Origin of the sequence: Butyrivibrio sp. MC2021 (assembly GCF_000621605.1) — a bacterium.
Classification (GTDB): Bacteria; Bacillota; Clostridia; order Lachnospirales; family Lachnospiraceae; genus Butyrivibrio.
Genome location: NZ_JHXX01000004.1, coordinates 35,466 through 57,094 on the forward strand (window position 1 = coordinate 35,466; position 21,629 = coordinate 57,094).

Consider the following 21,629-nt stretch of genomic DNA (forward strand, 5'->3'; position numbering starts at 1 on the left):
TTACAGTGCCATCTCTTCCAGTAGTTTCAGGTAGCTGTCAAGGCGCCTTAAGGCGTCCCTCACTTCTCCGGGCATCTCGAAGGCTGCAATTCCTTTTTCCCGAAGCTCGTAGGCTGCTCCGTCTCCAATCCTGGCTGCCAGAACAAAGTTACAGTCGAGAATTCCGGCGACGCCCCGCTTAAGCTGGGCGCTGTCGTGCCTGCCACCCTGGCAAACAGGTTCCACAAATCTCTGCTCGATCTCTTCATAATTTCCCTCCTTGTCTACATCAACAATAAGGAACGATTCAGCTCTTCCGAAATGCTGGTCCACATGCATATTATCCGTGGAAGCAAGAGCAACTCTGTAGGATGGATTCTCCATGGTTATCCTTTCATTCCCGGCGGCCTTATTGATTCTAAATCAGCCGTGGGAAAAAGTATTTTTTACATTGAGGCGGTTCTGATAAACCAGCTGGCTGTACTCGGAAATTCCGGGAACTCCAACCGCATCGGCTCTGCAGTGTGCGCAGTGTCTGAAGACCTTGATGTGCTTCTCCGCATCCTCTCTTGCCTTCTCCAGCTGCTCGCAGGTAGGTCTCTCAATGTGTGAGAGCTTGTGCTGAGGGATAAGGGGAATGATGTTGTAGATAAGGGCCCCTGCCTCTTTTACAGTCTTGGCAACAGTCTCAATATGATGGTCGTTGATTCCGGGCACAAGAACGGTGTTGATCTTCAGGGTAACGCCTGCATCGGCTACCTTCTTTATACCCTTGAGCTGATTCTCAATGAGGATCTTGGCTCCCTCTACGCCCTCGATCTTCTCACCGTGATAAATGATGTAGTCGTTGAGCTGTGCCTCTATCTCGGGATCCACCGCATTGACGGTTACTGTCAGGGTATCCACGCCAAGCTCTATAAGCTCGTCTGCTCTCTCATAAAGAAGAAGACCGTTGGTGCTCATGCACTTCAAAAGCTCGGGATGGGTCTTGTCAATCTCTCTGAAGGTCTCGAAGGCATTGTCTGTTGCCAGGGTATCTCCGGGGCCTGCGATGCCAGCCACCTTGATGCTGGGAACAAGCTCCACAGCCCTGTCTATAAAGGTGCCGGCCTCCTTGGGTGTTATCACCTTGGAGGTAACACCGGGGCGCTGCTCCACATCATTGACGGATCTGTCGCAGAATTTGCAGGAGATGTTACATCCCGGGCTCACCGGAAGATGGATCCTTCCTGCGTTAAATTTGCACCCGCCAAAGCATGGGTGGTTTCTCTCAAGTTCTTCGATTGATCTAGCCATAATATTCTCTCCTCCAACAGCCTCTGTTTTATCTGTCAAAACGAAGCTTCGTACTTGCCTCTACCTGTGTGATCCTGCCGTCATGAACGGTGATGGTCACTGTTCCGTACTGTATGTTATCTGTCTTCTCTCTGATCTGCTGCCAGATTTTCTCTTCAGAATCAGAGGTGTTTGCTGAATTTGCCTTTGCCATTGCCAAATCTCCTAGCCATTCTTTTCACTGTATTACTTTATCGCTTTAAACCTATTAACTTGATGGGTTTTATAGGTAATAAAGTGATAATACAGTCTCAGAGCCAATCTGTCAACACAAATCTCCTTATCGCAACACATAATTTTTAGTTATAGCCCTGTAAAATAAAATAAGACTGTCCCACCAACTGGCGGAACAGCCCTTTTTTATATCAATTTAAATTATAGTTCAGTCACGCGGTTACGGCCGGATTCCTTGGAAGAATACATGGCGTCGTCCATGCGGTTGAACACTGCCTCGAAGGAGTCATCGGAATTCAGATGGCTGATTCCGATGGAGCATGTGAGATGGCCCGCATCCTCAAAGGTGTAATCTTCAACCTTTTTCCTGAGATTCTCAGAAAAAGCATAAACGTAATCTCTTGATATACCTGTGAGATCAATGACGAATTCCTCACCGCCCCAGCGTCCTACTGTGGCATTCTTGCCCTCAACGCTGTCCTGAAGTATTCCTGCAAAGGCCTTGAGAGTCTTGTCACCCACAACGTGTCCGTAGGTGTCGTTGACTACCTTGAAATGATCCAGATCCAGCATGATCAGTGAAACCTGATTGCCGCCTTTTTTGTAAACATCGATGGAATTGCGGATCTCTGTTTCCATGCTGCGTCTGTTTAAAAGTCCTGTTAGAGAATCCTTCTGGGCCAGCTCCTCGTACTTTTTAAGAGCTGACATAAGATCCTTGTAGCTGTTGTTGATATCCTGAACCATGAAGACGAATCTGAAGTCATCTTCACTTTTGGTCTGTGCTCTGCTGAAAATAAGCTTAACCCAGATATACACGCCCTCAAGATTCTTCATCCTGCAGTCCATGGAAGTGGTCTGCCCACGCTTGAGGTATTGTTTCAAAAACTCCGGGTCCGTGAGGCCAAGGAAATGTGCCTGCTCCTCCTTGCTTATCATATGTACAGTCATGCTTCTCCACTGTGAATATGTGATGTCTGAGTTTACGATCTCATCAGATACCTCAGTAACACAGATGCTACTGGTGGTGTCCTTGATCAGATCCACAAACATGGAGAAAAGGTAAGTGTTCTGCATGGTGTTCAGCTTTCTGTCGGTCATATTCTCCTCCAGATATTCACTGTCACCCAGCTCATCCATGGCGTAAATATATTTATCCGTGTCTTTTATAGGATAAACATTCATCTGGATGTAATGCGGAACATCACTTCCCTTAGAAAAGAGCCTGAGTCTTCGGCTGTACTTCCCCTTGTACTTGCCGTAGTAAGAAACAAATGCCTTGTAATCATCGGTTATCTCTTCATTAGAATCCCCCAGATGGAACCAAAGCTTCTCGATAAGTTCATGATAATTGCCGGTCTCATCGATGAAATCTTCGAAAAAATTCCTGCGAACAACGGCTCTGTACCTGTTGAGCGTAGTATCCACCAAAATAATGGCATCCACGTTAGCATCCAGGATTTCAATCAGATCTTCTCTTGAATAATCCTCCAACGCTTTGTTTGTTATCATACCCTACTCCTTTAAAAATCTCCCCTTTTGATTCCACTATCGGAATCTCAAAACATTATAGCACAAAATATCTGTAAAGTGCGCAAAAATAGGGCCAGGTGGGACAGCAAAAGCCGTCACTGCCTGGCCCTTCAATAAACTTAACCCTTAGTTATATCAGCTCCAAAATATTTAATTGAAATCTCAGAAAGTCTTCCCTCTTCCCTGAGCTCCGCAATAGCCTTGTTAATAGCCGCTCTCAGTGAATCGTTGTCGCTGCCCTTGGCAAGAGGCACCGCATACTGTGTAACCTCAGGATCGATGGCAGCAACCTTTAGATCAGTGGTTCCTGTTGTGTTGAAATAATCCTGTGCGGAAGTATTGGCATTGATAGTTGCATCAACGGTTCCGTTAAGCACAAGAGTCATGGTCTCTCCAAGAGTATCAACATTGGATACTGTGGCGCCATACTCAATTCCCATGGCTTCGTAGGTGGAGCCTGCAGAATTGGCAGTGGTGAGACCCTGAAGGTCTTCAAAGGATGTGATGCTGTTGTTGGATGCAAGGGTTACAACAACCGCATGGTCATAGGCATAAGGATCAGTGAAATCGTAGGTTCCCTTTCTGTCCTCGGTGACATCAACGCCGTTGGCCATCATGTCAAAAGTGCCTGTGGATACGCCGGTGAGACCGCCGTCAAAAGCGACCTCCTTGAAATCAGCCTCAACTCCCAGCTTCTCAGCGATGGCTTCTGCGATCTCAACGTCAAAGCCCACCAGCTTATCACTCTCGGGATCATGATATGTAAAAGGAGCCCAGACTCCCTCTGTTGCAATGGTAATCTTGCCTGCTGCCTTGATTCTTGCCAGGTGGTCCTCACCCTCGGCAACAGCTGTGTCCTCGCCCTCGGTAACTGTTGTATCGGTGGTTTGCTTGGCGCCGCAACCTGCGAGGGCAGCTACTGCCAGCGTTGTAACAAGTAATAAAGTAATTCTGCGTTTCATAATAGTCCTCCTCTTGTTGCAATCAATTTTATACAATGGATTGTAGCTTGATAGTTGTAGGGCTGTCAATTCTCTTTTTTTGTCACAAAGCAAGAAACTCCCGTGTTTTGGGGTCCTGGGGGTTATTGAAGAAGTCGGCGGGGGTAGATTCCTCCACGACGACACCGTCGGCCATGAAGACTACTTTTGTGGAGACTTCTTTGGCGAAGGACATTTCGTGGGTGACCACGATCATGGTCATGCCGTCTTTGGCCAGCTGACGCATTACCTGCAGGACTTCAGCCGTGAGCTGTGGGTCCAGGGCGGAGGTGGGTTCGTCGAAGTAGATAACCTCCGGGTCTGTGGCCAGGGCTCTGGCGATGGCAACTCTCTGCTGCTGTCCCCCGGAGAGCTGGCTGGGGTAATAGTCAAGATAGTCCGCCATACCAACCTTATCAAGGACCTTCACAGCCCTGTCTTTGGCCATGCCGGCAGGGATCTTCCTTCCGGAGGTAAGACCCAGGGTCACATTCTCAAGAACAGTTTTGTTGGCGAACAGATTGTAGTTTTGGAACACAAATCCCGTCTTTTTCCTGATCTCCGTCATCTCTTTTCTGGAGGAGGCCTTCAGGTCGTACTCTTTTCCGTCAAAGACCATCACTCCGCTGTCCGCATTCTCCAGGTAGTTGATGCAGCGAAGAAAGGTGGTCTTGCCGGAGCCGGAAGCCCCGAGAATGGAGACCACATCACCTTTTTCCACCTTAAGGCTCACTCCCTTAAGAACTTCTTTATCATCAAAATATTTAGATACATCCTTTATCTCAAGCAGCGCCATTTTTCACCTCTTACTTCCTTACACCGTAGCTTCCCAGCACCTTCTCACCCTTTTTCTGAATAAAGGTAAGAACCGTGCAGAAGATCAGATAAACAAGAGCAACCTCTATATAAAGAGGAAAATAGTTGTAGGACTGGCCCGCGATCTGCTTGGTCCTGGTGAACATCTCCACCACCGTAATGCTGGAGGCCAGGGAGGTGTCCTTCACCATGCTGATGAGGGCATTGAACAATGAGGGAAAAGCGGTTCTGAAGGCCTGGGGCAGAATGATATGCCACATGATCTGCATGTAGCTAAGACCCACGCAGTAGCCCGCTTCCAGTTGTCCCCTTGGAACTGACTCCATGGCAGCGCGCATGGTCTCTGCGCTGTAGGCACCTTCATTTATGGTAAAAACGATGACCGCCATAAGAAATGGATTGGAATGGATCCCAAGAAGGGGCAGACCGTAAAAGGCCACCATCAGCTGAACAAGAAGGGGCGTTCCTCTGATGATCCAGATGTAGAACCTGCAGATGTCCTTCACCACCGGCACCTTGGCGAACTGGGCCATGGCCACGAACACCGCCAGAATAGTGGAGAGAATAAAGGCAATCACCGCCAGGGGCAGGGATACCTTAAGACCGTATTCCAGGATTTTAGGAAAAGAGCTCACAAGAAGCTCTACTGTTTTTTCGTTAAACATAAGTCTCCTCTGTTATCACATTTTCTTCAGTTCAGAGTATGCCATTGGCACCGCAATGAACAGTGACAAAACATCCGCGCAGGCCTGGGCCATCTCAACACCCAGAATTCCGAGAAACTGCGGCAGAATAAGTATCATGGGAATAAAGCAAAAGCCGTTTCTGGCGGAGGCTGTTATGGAAGCCTTAAACCCTTTTCCCATGGACTGAAGCATCATATTGCTGATGACGATGGCTCCGGACAGAGGCAGTGTTGCCGCCATAAAGCGAAGGGCCACGGTTCCAACCTCAATGGCTGCGGGATCCTTTGGGAAAAGAGAAATGATATCCCTTGCAAAGGCAAAGCAGACAGCCCCGATGGCAATAAGGAAAATGGTTGAATACTTAACGCAGAACACGAAGCCTTCCTTAACTCTTTTTGTAAGGCCTGCCCCGTAGTTAAAGGAGCAAACAGGCTGATAGCCCTGGCCAAATCCGATAAGGGCGGAGGCCATCATCAGCATAATTCTTCCCGCAACGGACATTCCCGCGATGGCTGCGTCGCTTCCGATGGCACCGGCTGTCCTGTTAAGAAGAAGGGTTGAAATAGCTGCCAGTCCCTGACGGAAAAGAGAAGGTGCGCCTCCGTTAATAACTTCAAAAATATAGTGACCGTTGATATGGACGTTGGACAGCTTCATCTTGATGTTCTCGCCCTTTTTGGTTCCGATGAAAAGCACGATAAAGCTGGTGAGCTGGCCCATGACAGTGGCGATGGCTGCGCCCCTTACTTCCATATGGAAGACCAGGATAAGCAGGGGATCCAGCACCATGTTGATGACCGCGCCGCACATAAGGCCTATCATGGCATAGACGGCGCTTCCCTGGAATCTGAGCTGATTGTTTATAACAAACTGGGCCATCATGAAGGGGGCTCCGATAAGGATGATCCTCATGTAGTCCTTGGTAAACTGCAGGGTTGTGGGGGTAGCTCCCAGGAAATCCACTATGGGGTCAATAAAGATATTTCCCATAACAGCAAAAAAGATTCCCACTATGATAGCCATGGCAAAGCCTGTGGAGGCCATTTCATCCGCTTCCTTGTGGTTGCCGGCTCCGAGCATTCTTGATAAGTAGTTCCCTGAGCCGTGGCCGAAGAAAAATCCGAAGGCCTGAATTATGGCCATAACCGTGAACACCAGGCCCACCGCCGCTGTGGCAGCCGTGTTGACCGCATAGTCGTGGGATACCCTGGCTACGAAAAAAGTGTCCGCTGTATTGTAGATGGCTGTTACCATCATGCTTATGATAGTGGGCACCGACAGCGACAGTATCAGCTTCGGCACCGGAGTTGTTGTCAAATATTCTCTTCTATTGGCAGGTTTTACCATTATAAAATTTCCTCTGATCATTTCTTATTTTATTTCATCATACCATTTGTCTATACTATCAGAACAGTCTATAATAGGGAAGATAATATCTAGAGTAAACCTCAAGGAGGCATATTATGGAAAAAGTTGGAATAGTTTTTGGCTGTTTTATTCCCATGCACAAGGGTCACGAATCCCTCATTAAAAGGGCATTGGAAGAAAATGACAAAATGATCATAGGGGTATGCGGCTACAGAGCTGACAGGGGAAGGGATTTCCTTGACTTTGAAGCCCGCTACAAACTGGTTCAGGAGATGTTCGCTGAGAAGGACAATGTTATCGTTGTTCAGATCGATGACAAAAAACTTGGTCTCGACGGAACCTTCACCCATGACAACTGGGTTCTCTGGGGAGACGAGCTCTTTTTCCAGGCAGGAAGAAGACCTGACGACGCAGAGTACAACTGGTACACCGGCGAGCAGTCCTACATCGACAAGCTCAAGGTTATTTACCCTGCTCACAAATTCACCCTCGTGGACCGCGAGATAATCAAGGCCTCCGGCACAGAAATCAGAAAGAGTCCCGCCATCCACTCCGATGACATCAACGACTTTTTCAAGAGCTACCTTCGTAAAAACGGCAAGCTGGACATCCCGGAGTCCGAGTTCAACATGGATCTTATTATCTCCAGCCTTCTGGAGACAGACCTTTATAAATTCTCAATGGGTCAGGCTATCTATCACAATTTCCCTGACTACACCACCACCTGGTCCTTCAAGTGCAGAAACCAGGACGTTCACTTTACCCCCGAAATGGTTGACGAAATCAAGCGTCAGATCTACGCATACTGCGACCTCAGCTTTACCGAGGACGAGCTTGAATATCTCTCCAAGATAAAATGGATGAAGAAATCCTACATTGATTTCCTTCGTCTGTGGCACCCACGCTACGAGGATTTCACCATCACCACAGATGCAGCCTGCGGCCTTGCCATCGAGACCAACGGAACCTGGCTCAACACCTCAATGTATGAGATTCCTACTCTTGCCATCGTCAACGAAGTTTACTTCAGAATGAACTACGACTACAAGGAGCTCTACGCTTCCTTTGAGGAGAAGCTTACAGAGAAGATCAAGCTCCTTACCGAAGGGACCTACAACATCGGAGCCTTCAGTGAGTTCGGCCTCCGCAGAAGACTTTCCGCACAGGCACAGGAGCTGGCTGTTACAAGACTTCGTGACTCAGACCTGGGAGCTTCCAAGTTCGTTGGAACCTCCAATGTTTACCTTGCTAAAAAATGTAATGTAACCCCTGTGGGAACCATGGCCCACGAGTGGATCATGTGCGTAGGTCAGGGTAACCACAAGCACAATCCCGCCTATTCCAACTGGTACGCTCTTGAGTACTGGGTAAAAGAATACGGTATCCTCAACGGAACAGCGCTTACGGACGCCATCACCACAGACTGCTTCCTCAGAGACTTCCAGCTGACCTACTCCACTCTTTTCTCCGGGGTAAGACACGACTCAGGAGATCCCATTGAGTGGGGCGAGAAGATGATAAAGCACTATGAAAGCCTTGGTATCGATCCCAAGACCAAGACCCTGCTCTTTAGCGACAGCCTTGATTTCGAGAGAGCCAGCAACATTTTTGCCCACTTCAACGGCAAGGCAAAGGTTGCCTTCGGTATCGGAACCTACATTGCCAATGATACCAAGGAGCCTGCCCTTAACATCGTAATGAAGACCACAGCCTGCAACGGTCAGGATGTAGCCAAGATCTCTGATGTGGTCGGCAAGGGAATGTGCAAGAATCCTGAATATGTTGAGTATCTCCAGAGATGTATCGACTGGAGAATGGAGCACGAAGCTTAATAATATAGAGGTATCCATATGAGCGAATTTAATGCAGAAAGAGAAATAGAAAATATCATCGCCTGGATCAGGGACTGGTTTGAAAACAACGGTCCCAAGGCCAGCGCCGTTATCGGCCTTTCAGGAGGCAAGGATTCAACCATAGTTGCAGCCCTCCTGGTCAAGGCCCTTGGAAAAGATCGAGTTGTGGGCGTTCTGATGCCCGACGGAGAACAGAAGGATATCGCAGATTCCAGGCAGGTTGCAGAGCTTCTTGGCATCAAGTCCTATGTTGTTAATATCGAAGCGGCTACCACGGGCATGAAAAAGTGCCTGGCTGATGCGGGGGTTGAGCTTGGTAAGGACGCCATCATCAACACTCCTCCCAGGATCAGAATGACAACACTTTATGCCATTGCCCAGTCCCTTCCCATGGGAGGCCGCGTTGCCAATACCTGCAACGCCTCCGAGGACTATGTGGGCTATTCCACCAAATACGGCGATGCTGCGGGAGACTTCAGCCCCTGCGCTGATTTCTGCGTAACAGAGATGAGAGCCATCGGTGATGCCCTGGGACTTCCCTCAGAGCTTATCCACAAGACTCCTTCAGACGGACTTTCCGGAATGTCTGATGAGGACAAGCTCGGATTCACCTATGACACACTTGATAAATATATTAAAACCGGCGTCTGTGAGGATGCGGAACTTAAGAAGAGAATCGACCACCTTCATGACATCAACCTGCACAAGCTTAAGACCATCCCTACGTATCATAGACAGTAAGGAGAGATTTTATGAAAAATTTACAGACCCTGGTGCAGGAAGCTATGGACAAGGCCGTTGCCAACAAAGAGGTTGCCGGCGTTTCAGCTCTTGCCATCAGAGAGGGTAAGGAGATCTGCTTTGCCAAAAGCGGACACAGTGATATCGCTGCGGACAAGGCAATGGAGCGTAATACCATCTGCCACCTGTATTCCCAGAGTAAGCCCATCACCGCCGCAGCTGCCATGCTGCTGGTTCAGGACGGAATCATCGATATGGGTCAGCCTGTGGGGGATTTTATCGACAGCTTCAAGGACCAGACCTATCTTGATAACGGCATCGTTACTCCTGTTCCCGTGGACAAAAGGCTTCGTATCCACGACCTTCTGAACATGACATCGGGACTTACCTATCCCGGAAACACCTCAGAGACAGAGGTTAAGACAGGATATTTATTCTACGACCTTATTAAGAGGCTCAAAAACTGCAACAGCGATGAGGATGCCAATGACTACCTGGATGCGGACAATCTGGGATTTTCCCTGGAAAAGACTCCGGACCCGTCCAAGGGTATGATGAGTACCGCTGAGTTTGCCAAGGAGCTGGGAAAGCTTCCATTGGAGTTCCTTCCCGGAAGCCACTTCAAATACGGAACCTCCGCGGATATCCTGGGCGCTGTAATAGAAAAAGCCAGCGGCATGAAGTTCGGAGACTTCCTTCAGACAAGGCTCTTTAAGCCCCTGGAGATGAAGGATACCACCTTCTTTGTTCCTGAGGAAAAGCTCTCTCGTATGTCCAAGATCTATAAAAATGTCAACGGTGAGCTGAAAGAGTTCCACGGAAACCGTCTGGGTGTAAGAAGCGACGGCAAAGAAAATGCCTTTGAATCCGGCGGCGCAGGCCTCTACTCCACCATTGATGACTATGCCCGCTTTGGTCAGATGCTCTTAAACGGCGGCATCTACAAGGGTCAGGAGATACTGAAGCCCCGGATGATTCAGTATCTCACCAGCGGAAGCCTCACTCCCACCCAGCAGAAGGATCTGGATAACTGGCACGGTCTTGAGGGCTTCACCTATGGTAACCTCATGCGTGTCCTGAAGAATCCGGATGAAGCGGTTCTTGTGGGCAACCAGGGCGAGTACGGCTGGGACGGCTGGCTTGGAGCATATTTCATGAATGATCCAAGCACCAAGACTACATTTATCATGCTGACCCAGATGTTTGATTACGGTACTGGAACACTGACAAGAAAACTTAGAAATATCATAATGAATAATATATGATAACCGGAAGGTTGTGAAGGGCCAGGTAGGTACAGTAGTCAAGCCTGGCCTCTATCATATCAGTAGGATTTAACCTCGCGCCAGAGATCACTCAGATGTCTGTCGGCCTCCTCGCCAAGACTGGTCTGGACTTCCAGAACGTACTGGGATAAATCCGGAAACGCAATGGGCGAAGTTCTGATATCTTCATCCTCAATCAAATCCCTCGCCGGCATATTCGGCGTCGAGTAAGTAATATAATCAAAGTTCAGATACGCAATATCCGGTCTGCAAAGATAATTGATGAACTTCTCTGCATTCTCCTTGTGCTTTGCCCCTTTGGGAATAACCCAGGAATCCATCCACAGGGCAGTTCCCTCTTTAGGAATAGCATATTCAAGATCCGGATTCTCACGCTGGGTAAAAATAGCTTCACCGGAATAGATAACTCCGATGGCAGCTTCATTTCCTATCATCTTGTCACGGACCTGGTCGATGACATAGGCCTGAACCAGAGGCTTTTGCTGCTGAAGAAGCTTTTTGGCCGCCTGGAGCTCATCCTCGTCCGTGGTATTCATGGAATATCCAAGATATCTCTCCGCCACCATGAAGGCGTCCCTTACAGAATCCTGCATCAGGATCTCATCCTTGTACTTGGGGTCCCACAGTATTCCCCAGGAATCAACCTTTTCCGTAACCATGGTCTTGTTGTAGAGGATACCTACCGTTCCCCATACATAGGGCACCGAGTAGCGGTTACCGGGATCGTAGCTTTCTGCCTGGGCCCAGTAATCCTCTCCGATATTCACATAATTCGGAACATTGTCGTAATTGATCTCCTGTAAAAGATCGTTGTCGATCATCTTTTTTATCATGTAGTCCGAAGGACAAACAAGGTCATAATTCACAGCCCCTGCCTTGATCTTCGGATACATTATCTCGTTGGTCTCAAATTCGTCATAGACAACCTCTATGCCTGTCTCCTCAGTGAACATGGTGAGGATCTCGGGATCGATATATTCGCCCCAGTTAAAGACATAGACAACATTGTCACTATTTATTCCCGTCGAGGAATTCCCCCCGCATCCCGAAAGGGACATAGTCAGGAAAAAGATACTCAGCAGCAGTGCACGTTTTCTCATACAGTACCTCTCTTTCCCGAACTTACAACCACTTCTTTCCTGGTCCTTACATGGATCTCACCATCAGGGCGCTTGCTTCCCGGCCTGTAATTAACCAGGAACAAAAGAACCAGAATTGTCAGGAACATGATGGTTGAAAGAGCGTAGATCTCAGGATTAATACCCTTTTTTACCTCGGAATAGATCTTGGTTGAAAGGGTGTCAAAGCCCGGGCCCTGGGTAAAGTGGGTGATGATGAAATCATCCAGGGACATGGTAAAGCTCATGAGAAAGCCTGAAAGAATGGCCCCCATAAGATCCGGGATCACCACCTTGAAAAAAGCATAAACCGGTGTGGCGCCGAGATCCAGAGCTGCCTCGTAGGTGCTCATCTTAAGCTCCCTGTACCTGGGCATAACCGACAGGATAACGTATGGGATATTGAAGGATATATGGGCCAGAAGAACCGTGGTAAAGCCCATGGTTGCTCTGCAGGCGATAAAAAGGAGCATAAGGCTGACGCCGGTAACAATGTCCGCATTCAGCATGGGAATATTGGTGATACCCATTATGATGCTTCTGCTTCTTTTTTTCATAAAGACCATTCCTGTACAGGCGGCGGTTCCAAGGACAGTGGCTATAACCGCTGACAAAAAGGCCAGAACCAGAGTGGTCCGAAAGGCTGCCATAACCTCCTCGTTCTCCAAGAGCCCAATGTACCAGCCAAGGGTAAAGCCCCCGAAATGGGAACGGGATTTGCTGGCGTTAAAGGACAGGATCATAAGGGTGGCTATGGGAGCGTACATGAATATCAGAACCAGTGTCAGATATATATTTCCAAGAGTTTTCTTCATCTGATATCCTCCCTGTCATACTTTGATGTGATCATCATACTGATGAGGATAAATACCATCAGCACCATGGAAAGCCCCGCTCCCGCGTTCCAGTCGGAATCCTGGGTAAAGAGCTGCTCTATGACATTTCCGATAAGAAGGATCTTGCCGCCTCCGAGGATATCCGAGATAACGAAGGTGGTAAGACTGGGTACGAATACCATGGTGATTCCCGATATAACACCGGGAAGGCTAAGGGGCCAGATGACCCTCAAAAAGATCTGTCTGTAGCCTGCGCCAAGGTCACTGGCTGCATTGATAAGATCCTTGTCGATTCTTGAAACGGAGTTGTAGACCGGCAGTATCATAAAGGGCAGGAAGTCATATACCATGCCAAGAAGGATTGCCGGCGGCTTGTTGATTATATAAAGAGGCGGAAGGCTAAGGGCCGTCAAAATGCCGTTGATAACGCCTTTTCTTTCAAGAATGTTCTGCCAGGCATAGGTACGAAGCAGAGAATTCATCCACATGGGAAGGATGAAAAGCAGTGATAAAAGTGAGGAATTTTTAGTTGAAACCGTGGAAAGAATCAGGGCCAGGGGATATGCGATCAAAAGGCATATCAAGGTGGAACCCAGGGAGAAGGCCATGGAAAGGATGAGGGCCTTCATATTGACATAGGAAATAATGCCCGCCACGTTGTCGATGGAAAACGCTCCGGAAGCATCCGTAAAGGCATAATAAAATATCAGACATAAAGGAATAATGATAAAGCCTGCGCTCCACAGAACGTAGGGACCCGCAAGAAATCTAACCTTTTTATTATTCATCTATAGTCACCGCTTTCTCATCATCAGACTCTGCCTTGTGCATTATCTGAATATCAAAAGGATTCACATGGATTCCGACTCTTGAATCCACACTGAAACAGTCTGTGGAATGAACCACGAATTCATGGTCTCTGGCCATTACGCACATCTCGTAGTGAACGCCCTTGAAGATAACATCTGTGACGATGCCCTCAATGGTGCCCTTTTCAGGCTCCACCAGATCGATGTCCTCAGGTCTTATGACCACATCCACAGGGCAGTTTTCCCCAAAGCCCGTATCAACGCAGTCGAATCTGGCTCCAAGGATCTCCACCAGTTTGTCTCTGATCATGATGCCGGAGAGGATGTTGGAATCTCCGATGAAGTCAGCCACAAAGGTGTTTTGGGGCTCGTTATAGATATCTGTGGGGGTGCCTATCTGCTGGATATAACCCTGGTTCATGACAACGATGGTGTCAGACATGGTAAGAGCTTCTTCCTGATCGTGGGTTACATAGATGAAAGTGATTCCCAGCTCATTTTTCAGTCTGATAAGCTCATACTGCATGTCCTGACGAAGCTTCAGATCCAGAGCTCCCAGAGGCTCATCCAGCAGAAGCACCTTGGGCTCATTGACAATGGCCCTTGCGATGGCAATTCTCTGCTGCTGACCTCCTGAGAGTGAATCAGGCATTCTGTCCCCGAAGCCGTCCATATTAACCAGCTTCAGGGCGTATTTGATCTTATCCTGTATATATGCCTGGGATTTTTTCTTAATTTTCAGACCAAATGCAATGTTCTCCGCAATAGTCATGTGAGGGAAAAGCGCATACTTCTGGAATACAGTATTCAGCTCCCTCTTATTGGCAGGGAAAGAGGTTATATCTTTTCCCTGAAACATAACAGAACCGGAATCCGGCGTCTCAAAGCCGCCTATAATACGAAGTGTCGTGGTCTTGCCACAGCCGGAGGGTCCAAGGAGTGTCAAAAACTCATTCTCCCGGATGTAAAGATTCAGATCATCAAGAATGGTGGTACTACCGTAGGATTTGGTGATGTGCTGAAGATCGATGAGTTTATCCTGCATTTGTCTGCTCCTTATTATTTTTTATGAAAGTGCATTCTGAATATCGGCGATAAGGTCTTCCTTGTCCTCGAGTCCACAGGAGATACGGATAAGTCCTGCGGGGATTCCTGCTGCCTCCAGCTGCTCATCGGTGAGCTGTCTGTGGGTTGAGGTTGCAGGGTTCAGGCAACAGCTTCTTGCATCCGCAACGTGGGTCTCGATGGCGCAGAGACGGAGCTTTTTCATGAAACTCTCTGCAGCTGCTCTTCCGCCCTCAAGCTCGAAGGATACAACGCCGCAGCCGCCCTTGGGAAGGTACTTCTTGGCAAGCTCATAATACTTGTCGGACTCAAGGCCGGGATAGCTGACCTTTTTAACCTGAGGCTGCTTCTCAAGGAACTGTGCAACAGCAAGGCCGTTCTCAACGTGCTTTGGCATACGAACGTGAAGGGACTCAAGACCAAGGTTAAGGATAAATGCGTTCTGAGGTGACTGGATGCAGCCGAAGTCTCTCATGAGCTGTGCTGTACACTTGGTGATGAAAGCGCCCTCTTTGCCGAACTTCTCAGCATAAACAATGCCGTGATAGGAATCGTCGGGCTGTGTAAGTCCGGGGAACTTGTCTGCGTGAGCCATCCAGTCAAACTTGCCGGAATCAATGATTGCTCCGCCTACTGCTGCTCCGTGGCCGTCCATGTATTTTGTTGTGGAATGGGTTACGATATCTGCGCCCCACTCGATAGGTCTGCAGTTAACCGGTGTAGGGAAGGTGTTGTCCACAATAAGAGGAACACCGTGAGCGTGAGCAACCTTGGCAAACTTCTCGATATCAAGAACTGTAAGAGCAGGGTTTGCAATTGTCTCACCGAACATAGCTCTTGTGTTGTCCTTGAAGGCTGCGTTAAGCTCTTCCTCTGAGGCATCGGGAGATACGAAGGTTACTTCGATTCCCATCTTTGCCATGGTTACGGCGATGAGGTTGAAGGTTCCGCCGTAGATTGAGGAAGAAGCTACGATATGGCTTCCGCACTCACATACGTTGAACAGGGCAAAAAAGTTGGCTGCCTGTCCTGAGGATGTGAGCATAGCTGCTGTGCCGCCCTCAAGAGCTGCAAGCTTGGCTGCCACGTAGTCGTTGGTGGGGTTCTGAAGTCTTGTGTAGAAATATCCGGAAGCCTCCAGATCAAAGAGTTTGCCCATGTCCTCACTGGTGTCATATTTGAAGGTTGTGGACTGAATGATGGGTACCTGACGAGGCTCGCCGTTTCCTGGGCGATAGCCTGCCTGGACGCATTTTGTGCCGATTTTTTTGTTTTCCATTTTGTTTATGAATCTCCTTTGAAGGTTAGTGTTGGTTTATGAAGGGACAGATCGGTACAGTAGTGACGGTTCTTGCTGTCCCATCTGTCCCAGCTATTTTAGAGCAGGTGAGCTCTGAGCTCTTCGCCTGATTTTTCTGAAAGGTATGCCGGAGGGATGTCGAGGATGGTCTTGCAGCCTGTCATACCCTCTTTTTCCATGCGGAATGCTGCTCTGGCAACAGCTACGAGAACGCTGGTGGTGAACTCAGGGTTGGAATCCAGCTTCAGGCTGTACTCGATGATGTGGTTGTGCTCTTTGTCAGCACCGGTCTTGCCGCTTCTGAATACAAAGCCGCCGTGAGCCATGCCGCTGTGTTTTGTAAGGAGCTCCTCCTCGCTGATGAAATGAACAGTTGTGTCATAGTCAGCAAAATAGTTGGGCATCTCCTTGATCTCTTTTTCTACTGCTGCAGCATCTGCGCCTTCCTCAAGAACTACGAAGCACTCACGGGTGTGCTTATCCCTTGTGGTGAGTTCAGGGTTCTTGCCGGAGCGAACAGCCTCGAGAGCTGACTCCACAGGAACGGTGTACTGCTTGGCATTCTTAACGCCCTTTACTCTTCTGATGGCGTCTGAATGTCCCTGGGATACGCCCTTGCCCCAGAATGTATAATCATTTCCGTCAGGAAGAATAGCATTGGAATAAACTCTTGCAAGAGAGAACATTCCCGGATCCCAACCGCAGGAAATAACTGCGATCTTGCCTGCCTTCCTGGCAGCTGCGTCTACGTTGGCGAAATGCTCAGGGATGCGGGCATGGGTGTCAAAGCTGTCCACAACATTGAACATTGCTGCATACTCGGGAGTCTGAACAGGAAGATCTGTGGCACTTCCGCCGCAGAGGATCATAACATCGATCTTGTCCTTCCAATCAGCAACGTCATTAACTGAAACAACAGGAACTCCTGCTGTCTGGATCTTAAGTGAAGAAGGGTCTCTTCTTGTGAAAACAGCTGCCAGCTCCATATCGGGAGCTTCCTTAACAGCCAGCTCTACGCCCTTACCAAGGTTACCGTAACCTAATATTCCAATTCTGGTACTCATTTATCTTCCTCCTAATTAATGCAATTCACAAAAATAACTTGCGCTCTGTTAGGTATTATAATTTTAATTCTTTAGCGTGTCAAAGTATCTCTAAAAAAGCCTCACATTCCCGTATCTATGTCGATGCTGCTGCCGTCCTTTGTCTTTGTGACCCGGATCTGCTGCTGGATGTTCTGCATCAGTTCCTCCCTGTGGCTGATGATTCCCACCAGCTTGTTGCTGCCCACAAGACCCAGCAGGATCTCCATGGCGCTGTCGATGGACTTTCTGTCCAGGGTTCCGAAGCCCTCATCTATGAAAAGGGCGTCCATCTGGATGCCACCGAGGTTGGAGGACACAGTGTCGGAAAGGCCCAGGGCAAGGCTTAAGGAAGCCTTGAAGCTCTCGCCGCCGGAGAGGTTACCTACAGGCCTTCTGTGACCGGTGTAGTTATCAAGAACCTCCAGATCCAGGAAGGTGTTAACCTTTTTGCCAAGACTGTCCTCCTGGCGGAAAAGCTCGTACTGCTGGTCGCTCATGGGATAGAGCCTTCTGTTGGCAGCCCTTATAATGCCGTCAAAGCCCGCAGCCTGTATGTACTGCTCCAGAGTGATCTTGCCGTTTCCGGTGTTACCTGTTACCAGGTTGTAGAGTCTCTGGCAGATGCTATACTTGCCTGTGGCCTCAAGAAGCTCCTGCCTTCCGGCTTCTATGTTTTTATACCTTCCCTGATTGCTTTCTATGGTGTAGGAGAGCTTACTCTTCTTATCCCGAAGAGCCTTGACCTCCTTCTCCCGCTGCCTTACCCTGGCGGTCTCCTCGGAGATATCCATATAGGTAAGTCCTGCGGCATCCTTTCTGGCCTGGGTGAGTCTCGTCTCATTGGTGGAAAGGGCCTTCTCATAGTCGGAGATCTTTTTCTCCTCGGACTTGATGGTCCTGTCGCCGGCCGCATGCTGCAGCATATCTTCTGTATCAATGAATCCGTATTTATTAAGAAGCTCCGTAAGATCCTTCCGAAGGCCCGTCAGCTGTTTCTCCTCCTTGGCATAGGCCGCCTCCAATGTGGCGATCTGGGCCTCTATGGCCGCAGCCTCCTTCTCAGCCTCATTCCGTCTCTTCAGGCTCATGTCTATCTCAGCCATGACTGCCTCATACTCTGAGCGCTTCTTATCTCTCTCAACGGAGGCCTCCTTCCAGGTGTCAAAGCTGAGCTTCTCAAAGCCCTTGAGGGTTGCCGTCGCAGCAGCAATATATGTGGCTTTCTCCTGCAAAAGAGCCGATACCTCATCCTTTTTCTTAAGAAGTTCCTCAGCTTCTCTTCCCTGAAGGCTCTCAAGCTTTGAAAGGGCGCCTCTGTAGGTCTCTGCTTCCTTTGAAAGCTCCAGAAGCTTCTTATCATTATCAAGAATTTCCTGTGAGATAAGGGAAAAGGCTTCTTTAACTGCCGCCGACAGCTCCCTGATCTCCATGGAAGCCAGCTCTGCATCTGTCAGCTCATTTTTTCTGATATTCTCATAGAGCTGATCCTGCAAAAGATCCAGCATATCCGTCCGAAGCTGCTCCTTGAAGCTGTCAAGGGCTACTCTGGCCCCCTCTGCAGAGGTCATGGCCTTTGTCCTCTTTTGAAGAAGCTGCTCCTCGGTCTCTTTGGCCTTTTCTATCTCATCCTCTGTGACGGATTCCTCCGGCAAAAGGGCGGGCTCGGGATGCACAGTGGAGCCGCAGACAGGGCACTTTTCCCCGTCCTTAAGGTCCTTGGCCAGAAGTCCTGCCCTGCAGTTTTCCAATATCTTTTCCATGGAAAGCCTGTGACTCATGGCTTCCTCATGGTTATTTCTCGCGGTGATAAAGGCTTCCTGCTTCGCAGTAAGGTCCTTTTCAAGGGCCTCCCAACGGGGAACCTTTGTATCTGACAGTTCTTTTGCTTCATTCTCCAGATCCTTTAGCTTATCGGCGTATACCCCAAGCTGCAGGAGCTTCTCAGGTCTGTCCCTAAGGTCCTCTGTGACTTTTTTATAGGAAGCGATGAGGTTCTTATTTTCTTCCTCCACAGCAGAGATCTCTTTTAATCTATCTTCATATGAAGCTCTGCTCTTCTCGGCTTCTTCCAGGCCAGCTCTGGTTTCATCCCTTTTTACATAGCTCTCCTCTTCCCCGGAGATCTTGTCAGCCAGGGACTTGGCAGCCTCCGCCAGGGGACGTTTTTCCTCTGCTTCCCTGCACTTTTCTGATGCTTTTTCCAGATCAGACTTGGCTTTAGTTAAAAGAGTTTTTTTCCTCTCTGCTTCTTTCCCTGTGGAGTCATGGGCTTTGGAAGCGTTCTCCAGATTCTCATAGGAGGGCTTTACTTTATAGGTGGCGTTTTTCTGCTTATCAAGAAGAACTTTTAGTTTCTCTGTATCCTCCCGGGCTGCCTCCAGCTCCTTTTTCTCCGCTTCAAGCTTCTCCAGGGTCTTAAGGGCTGCGTTATTATGCTCCGCCTTGGCCAGCTCCGTCTTTTTGTGCTCCAGGTCTTTTTCCTGCTCATGAAGGTCCGTGGACAGGTCTTTTAAGGTCTCCTTATCGGAGGCCACTATCCGCTCAATGATTCCCAGGAGCTCATCGATGTTCCAGGCGCTCTTACTCTCGGAGGCCTTGCGCTTCAGCTCCCGAAGCTCATCGGTAAGAGGACTTGCGCTCTCCTCATCCTCGCCGGACAATTCCTCAGCCATTTCTTCCAGGGGCTCCTCCACCTCTGCAAAATATTGGATGACGCTGTGTTCCAGCCTGTCCTTTTTCTTATAGCTGTCGTTCATGCGCTCCTTGAGCTTTTTCTCAATATTCTTATAGCCATCGGTGTTAAAAATAGTACGAAGGATCTCGGTTCTCTTCTCGGTCTTGGCGTTAAGAAGCTCCCAGAACTCTCCCTGGGCTATCATGGCGATCTGCTTGAACTGATCCTTGTCTATATGAAGGAGTTCTTCTACCGCATTGTTTACAGCGTTCAGCCCCTCAATTGGAGGCTCATCATCTATATAAAGGTAGGCCTTCTCATTCTCAATCTTGGTTCCGGTGCCTTTCCACTTAGGCCTCTCGTACTGAGGCTTTCTAAGGACGTGGACATTATGACCCTGATGGGTAAAATAAAAATCCACAAAGCTCTCAGTATCGATAGAAGCATACTCACTTCGAAGGTTCTTGTTACCGCGGTAGCTGCCACTGGTCTCACCAAAGAGAGCGAAACAGATGGCATCAAAAATAGTGGTCTTTCCGGCACCGGTATCCCCGGCTATAAGAAAGAGGCCTTTTTCCTCAAACTGCTGAAAATCGATCTCAGGAATCCTTCCTGCGTAGGGGCCGAAGGCGCTGATTATAAGCTTAATTGGTTTCATCTGCTTTTGCCTCCTCTCCCGAACCGTTTTCTTCCCGGTACTGCAAAAACTCAGACTCGTTTATGGCCCCGGCTTCCAGAGCAACCTCCATCATGAGCTGTCGCTCCTCCTCAGTGATGTCGCAGCCAAAGACCTGGCTGTAGAAGTCAGCTATCAGCTCGGAGAACTTGCGGTTTCTTGCTATATCCGCCACGTCCACCTGCTCCAGATCCCTGGTGTGGCTGTTCTCGTAGTCTATCTTGATGGTATTGGGGTAAGTGGCCTGGAATATGCCCATGGCGTCGTTAACTATGGACTCCTCCGTCAGGGTCACATAGATAAAGTCCTGGGTGTCTGTGATGTTCTTTGGGTCCAGGAGCTGCTTTCTCGTGCCCTTGATGTGGCGAAGATCCCTTAAAGGCTTCAGGGGAACAAGCTCGATTTCTGTTTCGCCCTTTTTTCCAAGGGTGATAACAGGAACGGACTTGTCGTTATTGACCTCCGACAGGGAATACTTAAGGGGCGAGCCGGAGTATCTGATATTGTCGGCGCCGATGCGCTGTGGTGAGTGGATGTGGCCCAGGGCTGTGTAGTCAAAGCCCTCGAAGACGCCGTAGCCCACCTTCTCCACAAGGCCCACGTTCTGAACCGCCATGGTCTCTGAGCCTGCGGTCACCGGATCCTCATTGCCCGCAACGAACTGATGGGCCACGCAGACATTCCTCTGGCTGTAGTCCACGCCGGAATTATCGATGATGACCCGGAGGGCATCCTCGTAGTTTTCGATTTTTGCATCAGGGTAAAAATGCTTGACCTGTGAGGCCTTCACGAAAGGAAGCAGGTAGATGTTCACCTCGCCCTTATCGTCAGTAACGGTGTACTTCTTCATGGTACCGTCAAACCTTGAAGCGATAAAAATGCCCCCGGACTCAAAGAGACTGCTTCCAAACTGCAGTCTGTCGTCAGAGTCGTGGTTGCCGCTGATGAGGTAGGTCTTGATACCTGCCTCGGACAACTTTTTCAAAAAGTCATCCAGCAGATTGACGGCTGCCTCTGAGGGGATTGCCTTGTCGTAGATATCCCCTGCCATCAGTACTGCGTCAACCTTTTTCTTATGAATGATATCCAGGACCTGATCAAGAATGTAGCTCTGATCCCGGGTCAGATCAAATTCCCCAAGAGATCTGCCCAAATGCAGATCCCCCAAATGTAGCAATTTCATACCTTTCTCCGTTTCTTGTTATGTTTATTGAAGTCCGGGATATCTCGCAGGGCTTCGAGGAACAAAAAATTAAGTCCCTCTGACCACCAAAGGGACTCTGAACCTCTACTATTCCCCACTCTTCCGGAGCCA

At 48.9% G+C, this 21,629-nt stretch carries 17 protein-coding genes and 2 pseudogenes; 4 read left to right on the forward strand and 15 right to left on the reverse strand.

Going from position 1 to position 21,629, the window contains the following annotated elements; translation table 11 throughout:
* The 8 genes from T359_RS0109760 to T359_RS0109795 all read right to left on the reverse strand — a co-directional run bounded on the left by T359_RS0109760 (position 1) and on the right by T359_RS0109795 (position 6,850).
* Positions 1-363, reverse strand: coding sequence for a NifB/NifX family molybdenum-iron cluster-binding protein (locus T359_RS0109760; RefSeq protein WP_035784185.1), 363 nt, complete (start codon positions 361-363; stop codon positions 1-3).
* A gap of 39 nt (positions 364-402) precedes the next feature.
* Positions 403-1,275: a radical SAM protein gene (locus tag T359_RS0109765; protein ID WP_026517318.1), complete on the reverse strand. Its 873-nt coding sequence runs from the start codon at positions 1,273-1,275 to the stop codon at positions 403-405.
* Between the two features lie 28 nt (positions 1,276-1,303).
* On the reverse strand, positions 1,304-1,468 hold the full coding sequence (locus T359_RS22170) for a YezD family protein (protein ID WP_081795534.1): 165 nt from the start codon (positions 1,466-1,468) through the stop codon (positions 1,304-1,306).
* A 221-nt stretch (positions 1,469-1,689) separates the two neighbouring features.
* Positions 1,690-3,000: a GGDEF domain-containing protein gene (locus T359_RS0109775; protein ID WP_035784187.1), complete on the reverse strand. Its 1,311-nt coding sequence runs from the start codon at positions 2,998-3,000 to the stop codon at positions 1,690-1,692.
* A 140-nt stretch (positions 3,001-3,140) separates the two neighbouring features.
* Positions 3,141-3,983, reverse strand: coding sequence for a transporter substrate-binding domain-containing protein (locus tag T359_RS0109780; RefSeq protein WP_026517320.1), 843 nt, complete (start codon positions 3,981-3,983; stop codon positions 3,141-3,143).
* A gap of 82 nt (positions 3,984-4,065) precedes the next feature.
* Complete coding sequence (locus tag T359_RS0109785) at positions 4,066-4,797, reverse strand: amino acid ABC transporter ATP-binding protein (protein ID WP_035784189.1); 732 nt, start codon at positions 4,795-4,797, stop codon at positions 4,066-4,068.
* Between the two features lie 10 nt (positions 4,798-4,807).
* Positions 4,808-5,482, reverse strand: a complete 675-nt coding sequence (locus tag T359_RS0109790; RefSeq protein WP_026517322.1) for an amino acid ABC transporter permease — start codon at positions 5,480-5,482, stop codon at positions 4,808-4,810.
* A gap of 15 nt (positions 5,483-5,497) precedes the next feature.
* A complete protein-coding gene (locus T359_RS0109795) occupies positions 5,498-6,850 on the reverse strand; it encodes an MATE family efflux transporter (protein ID WP_026517323.1) in 1,353 nt (450 codons plus the stop codon).
* A 116-nt stretch (positions 6,851-6,966) separates the two neighbouring features.
* Between T359_RS0109795 and T359_RS23350 the strand changes: the two are divergent.
* From T359_RS23350 to T359_RS0109810, 4 genes and pseudogenes are all read left to right on the forward strand, one after another.
* Positions 6,967-7,395: pseudogene (locus T359_RS23350) on the forward strand (adenylyltransferase/cytidyltransferase family protein); the annotation flags it as partial.
* A gap of 105 nt (positions 7,396-7,500) precedes the next feature.
* Positions 7,501-8,703: a nicotinate phosphoribosyltransferase gene (gene pncB, locus T359_RS0109800; protein WP_051545269.1), complete on the forward strand. Its 1,203-nt coding sequence runs from the start codon at positions 7,501-7,503 to the stop codon at positions 8,701-8,703.
* A gap of 18 nt (positions 8,704-8,721) precedes the next feature.
* Complete coding sequence (nadE, locus tag T359_RS0109805; RefSeq protein WP_026517325.1) at positions 8,722-9,465, forward strand: NAD(+) synthase; 744 nt, start codon at positions 8,722-8,724, stop codon at positions 9,463-9,465.
* Between the two features lie 11 nt (positions 9,466-9,476).
* On the forward strand, positions 9,477-10,730 hold the full coding sequence (locus tag T359_RS0109810; protein WP_026517326.1) for a serine hydrolase domain-containing protein: 1,254 nt from the start codon (positions 9,477-9,479) through the stop codon (positions 10,728-10,730).
* A gap of 59 nt (positions 10,731-10,789) precedes the next feature.
* Here the strand turns inward: T359_RS0109810 and T359_RS23355 are convergent.
* The 7 genes and pseudogenes from T359_RS23355 to T359_RS19960 form a co-directional block, all read right to left on the reverse strand.
* Positions 10,790-12,684, reverse strand: a pseudogene (locus T359_RS23355) (extracellular solute-binding protein).
* Positions 12,681-13,493 (reverse strand): ABC transporter permease, encoded by an 813-nt coding sequence (locus T359_RS0109825; protein WP_026517329.1) that lies wholly within the window; start codon positions 13,491-13,493, stop codon positions 12,681-12,683. Before T359_RS0109825 ends, T359_RS23355 begins: the two are co-directional and overlap by 4 nt.
* On the reverse strand, positions 13,486-14,559 hold the full coding sequence (locus T359_RS0109830; protein ID WP_026517330.1) for an ABC transporter ATP-binding protein: 1,074 nt from the start codon (positions 14,557-14,559) through the stop codon (positions 13,486-13,488). Before T359_RS0109830 ends, T359_RS0109825 begins: the two co-directional genes overlap by 8 nt.
* A 21-nt stretch (positions 14,560-14,580) precedes the next feature.
* Positions 14,581-15,858 (reverse strand): O-acetylhomoserine aminocarboxypropyltransferase/cysteine synthase family protein, encoded by a 1,278-nt coding sequence (locus T359_RS0109835; protein WP_026517331.1) that lies wholly within the window; start codon positions 15,856-15,858, stop codon positions 14,581-14,583.
* 98 nt (positions 15,859-15,956) lie between these two features.
* The gene (locus tag T359_RS0109840; RefSeq protein ID WP_026517332.1) at positions 15,957-16,943 is read right to left on the reverse strand and encodes a diaminopimelate dehydrogenase; all 987 of its coding nucleotides are present in this window, start codon (positions 16,941-16,943) and stop codon (positions 15,957-15,959) included.
* A 101-nt stretch (positions 16,944-17,044) separates the two neighbouring features.
* Positions 17,045-20,296: an AAA family ATPase gene (locus tag T359_RS19955; protein WP_035784192.1), complete on the reverse strand. Its 3,252-nt coding sequence runs from the start codon at positions 20,294-20,296 to the stop codon at positions 17,045-17,047.
* A complete protein-coding gene (locus T359_RS19960) occupies positions 20,283-21,497 on the reverse strand; it encodes an exonuclease SbcCD subunit D (RefSeq protein WP_081795536.1) in 1,215 nt (404 codons plus the stop codon). The genes T359_RS19955 and T359_RS19960 overlap by 14 nt, the downstream gene beginning before the upstream one ends.
* Positions 21,498-21,629: the final 132 nt, after the last annotated feature.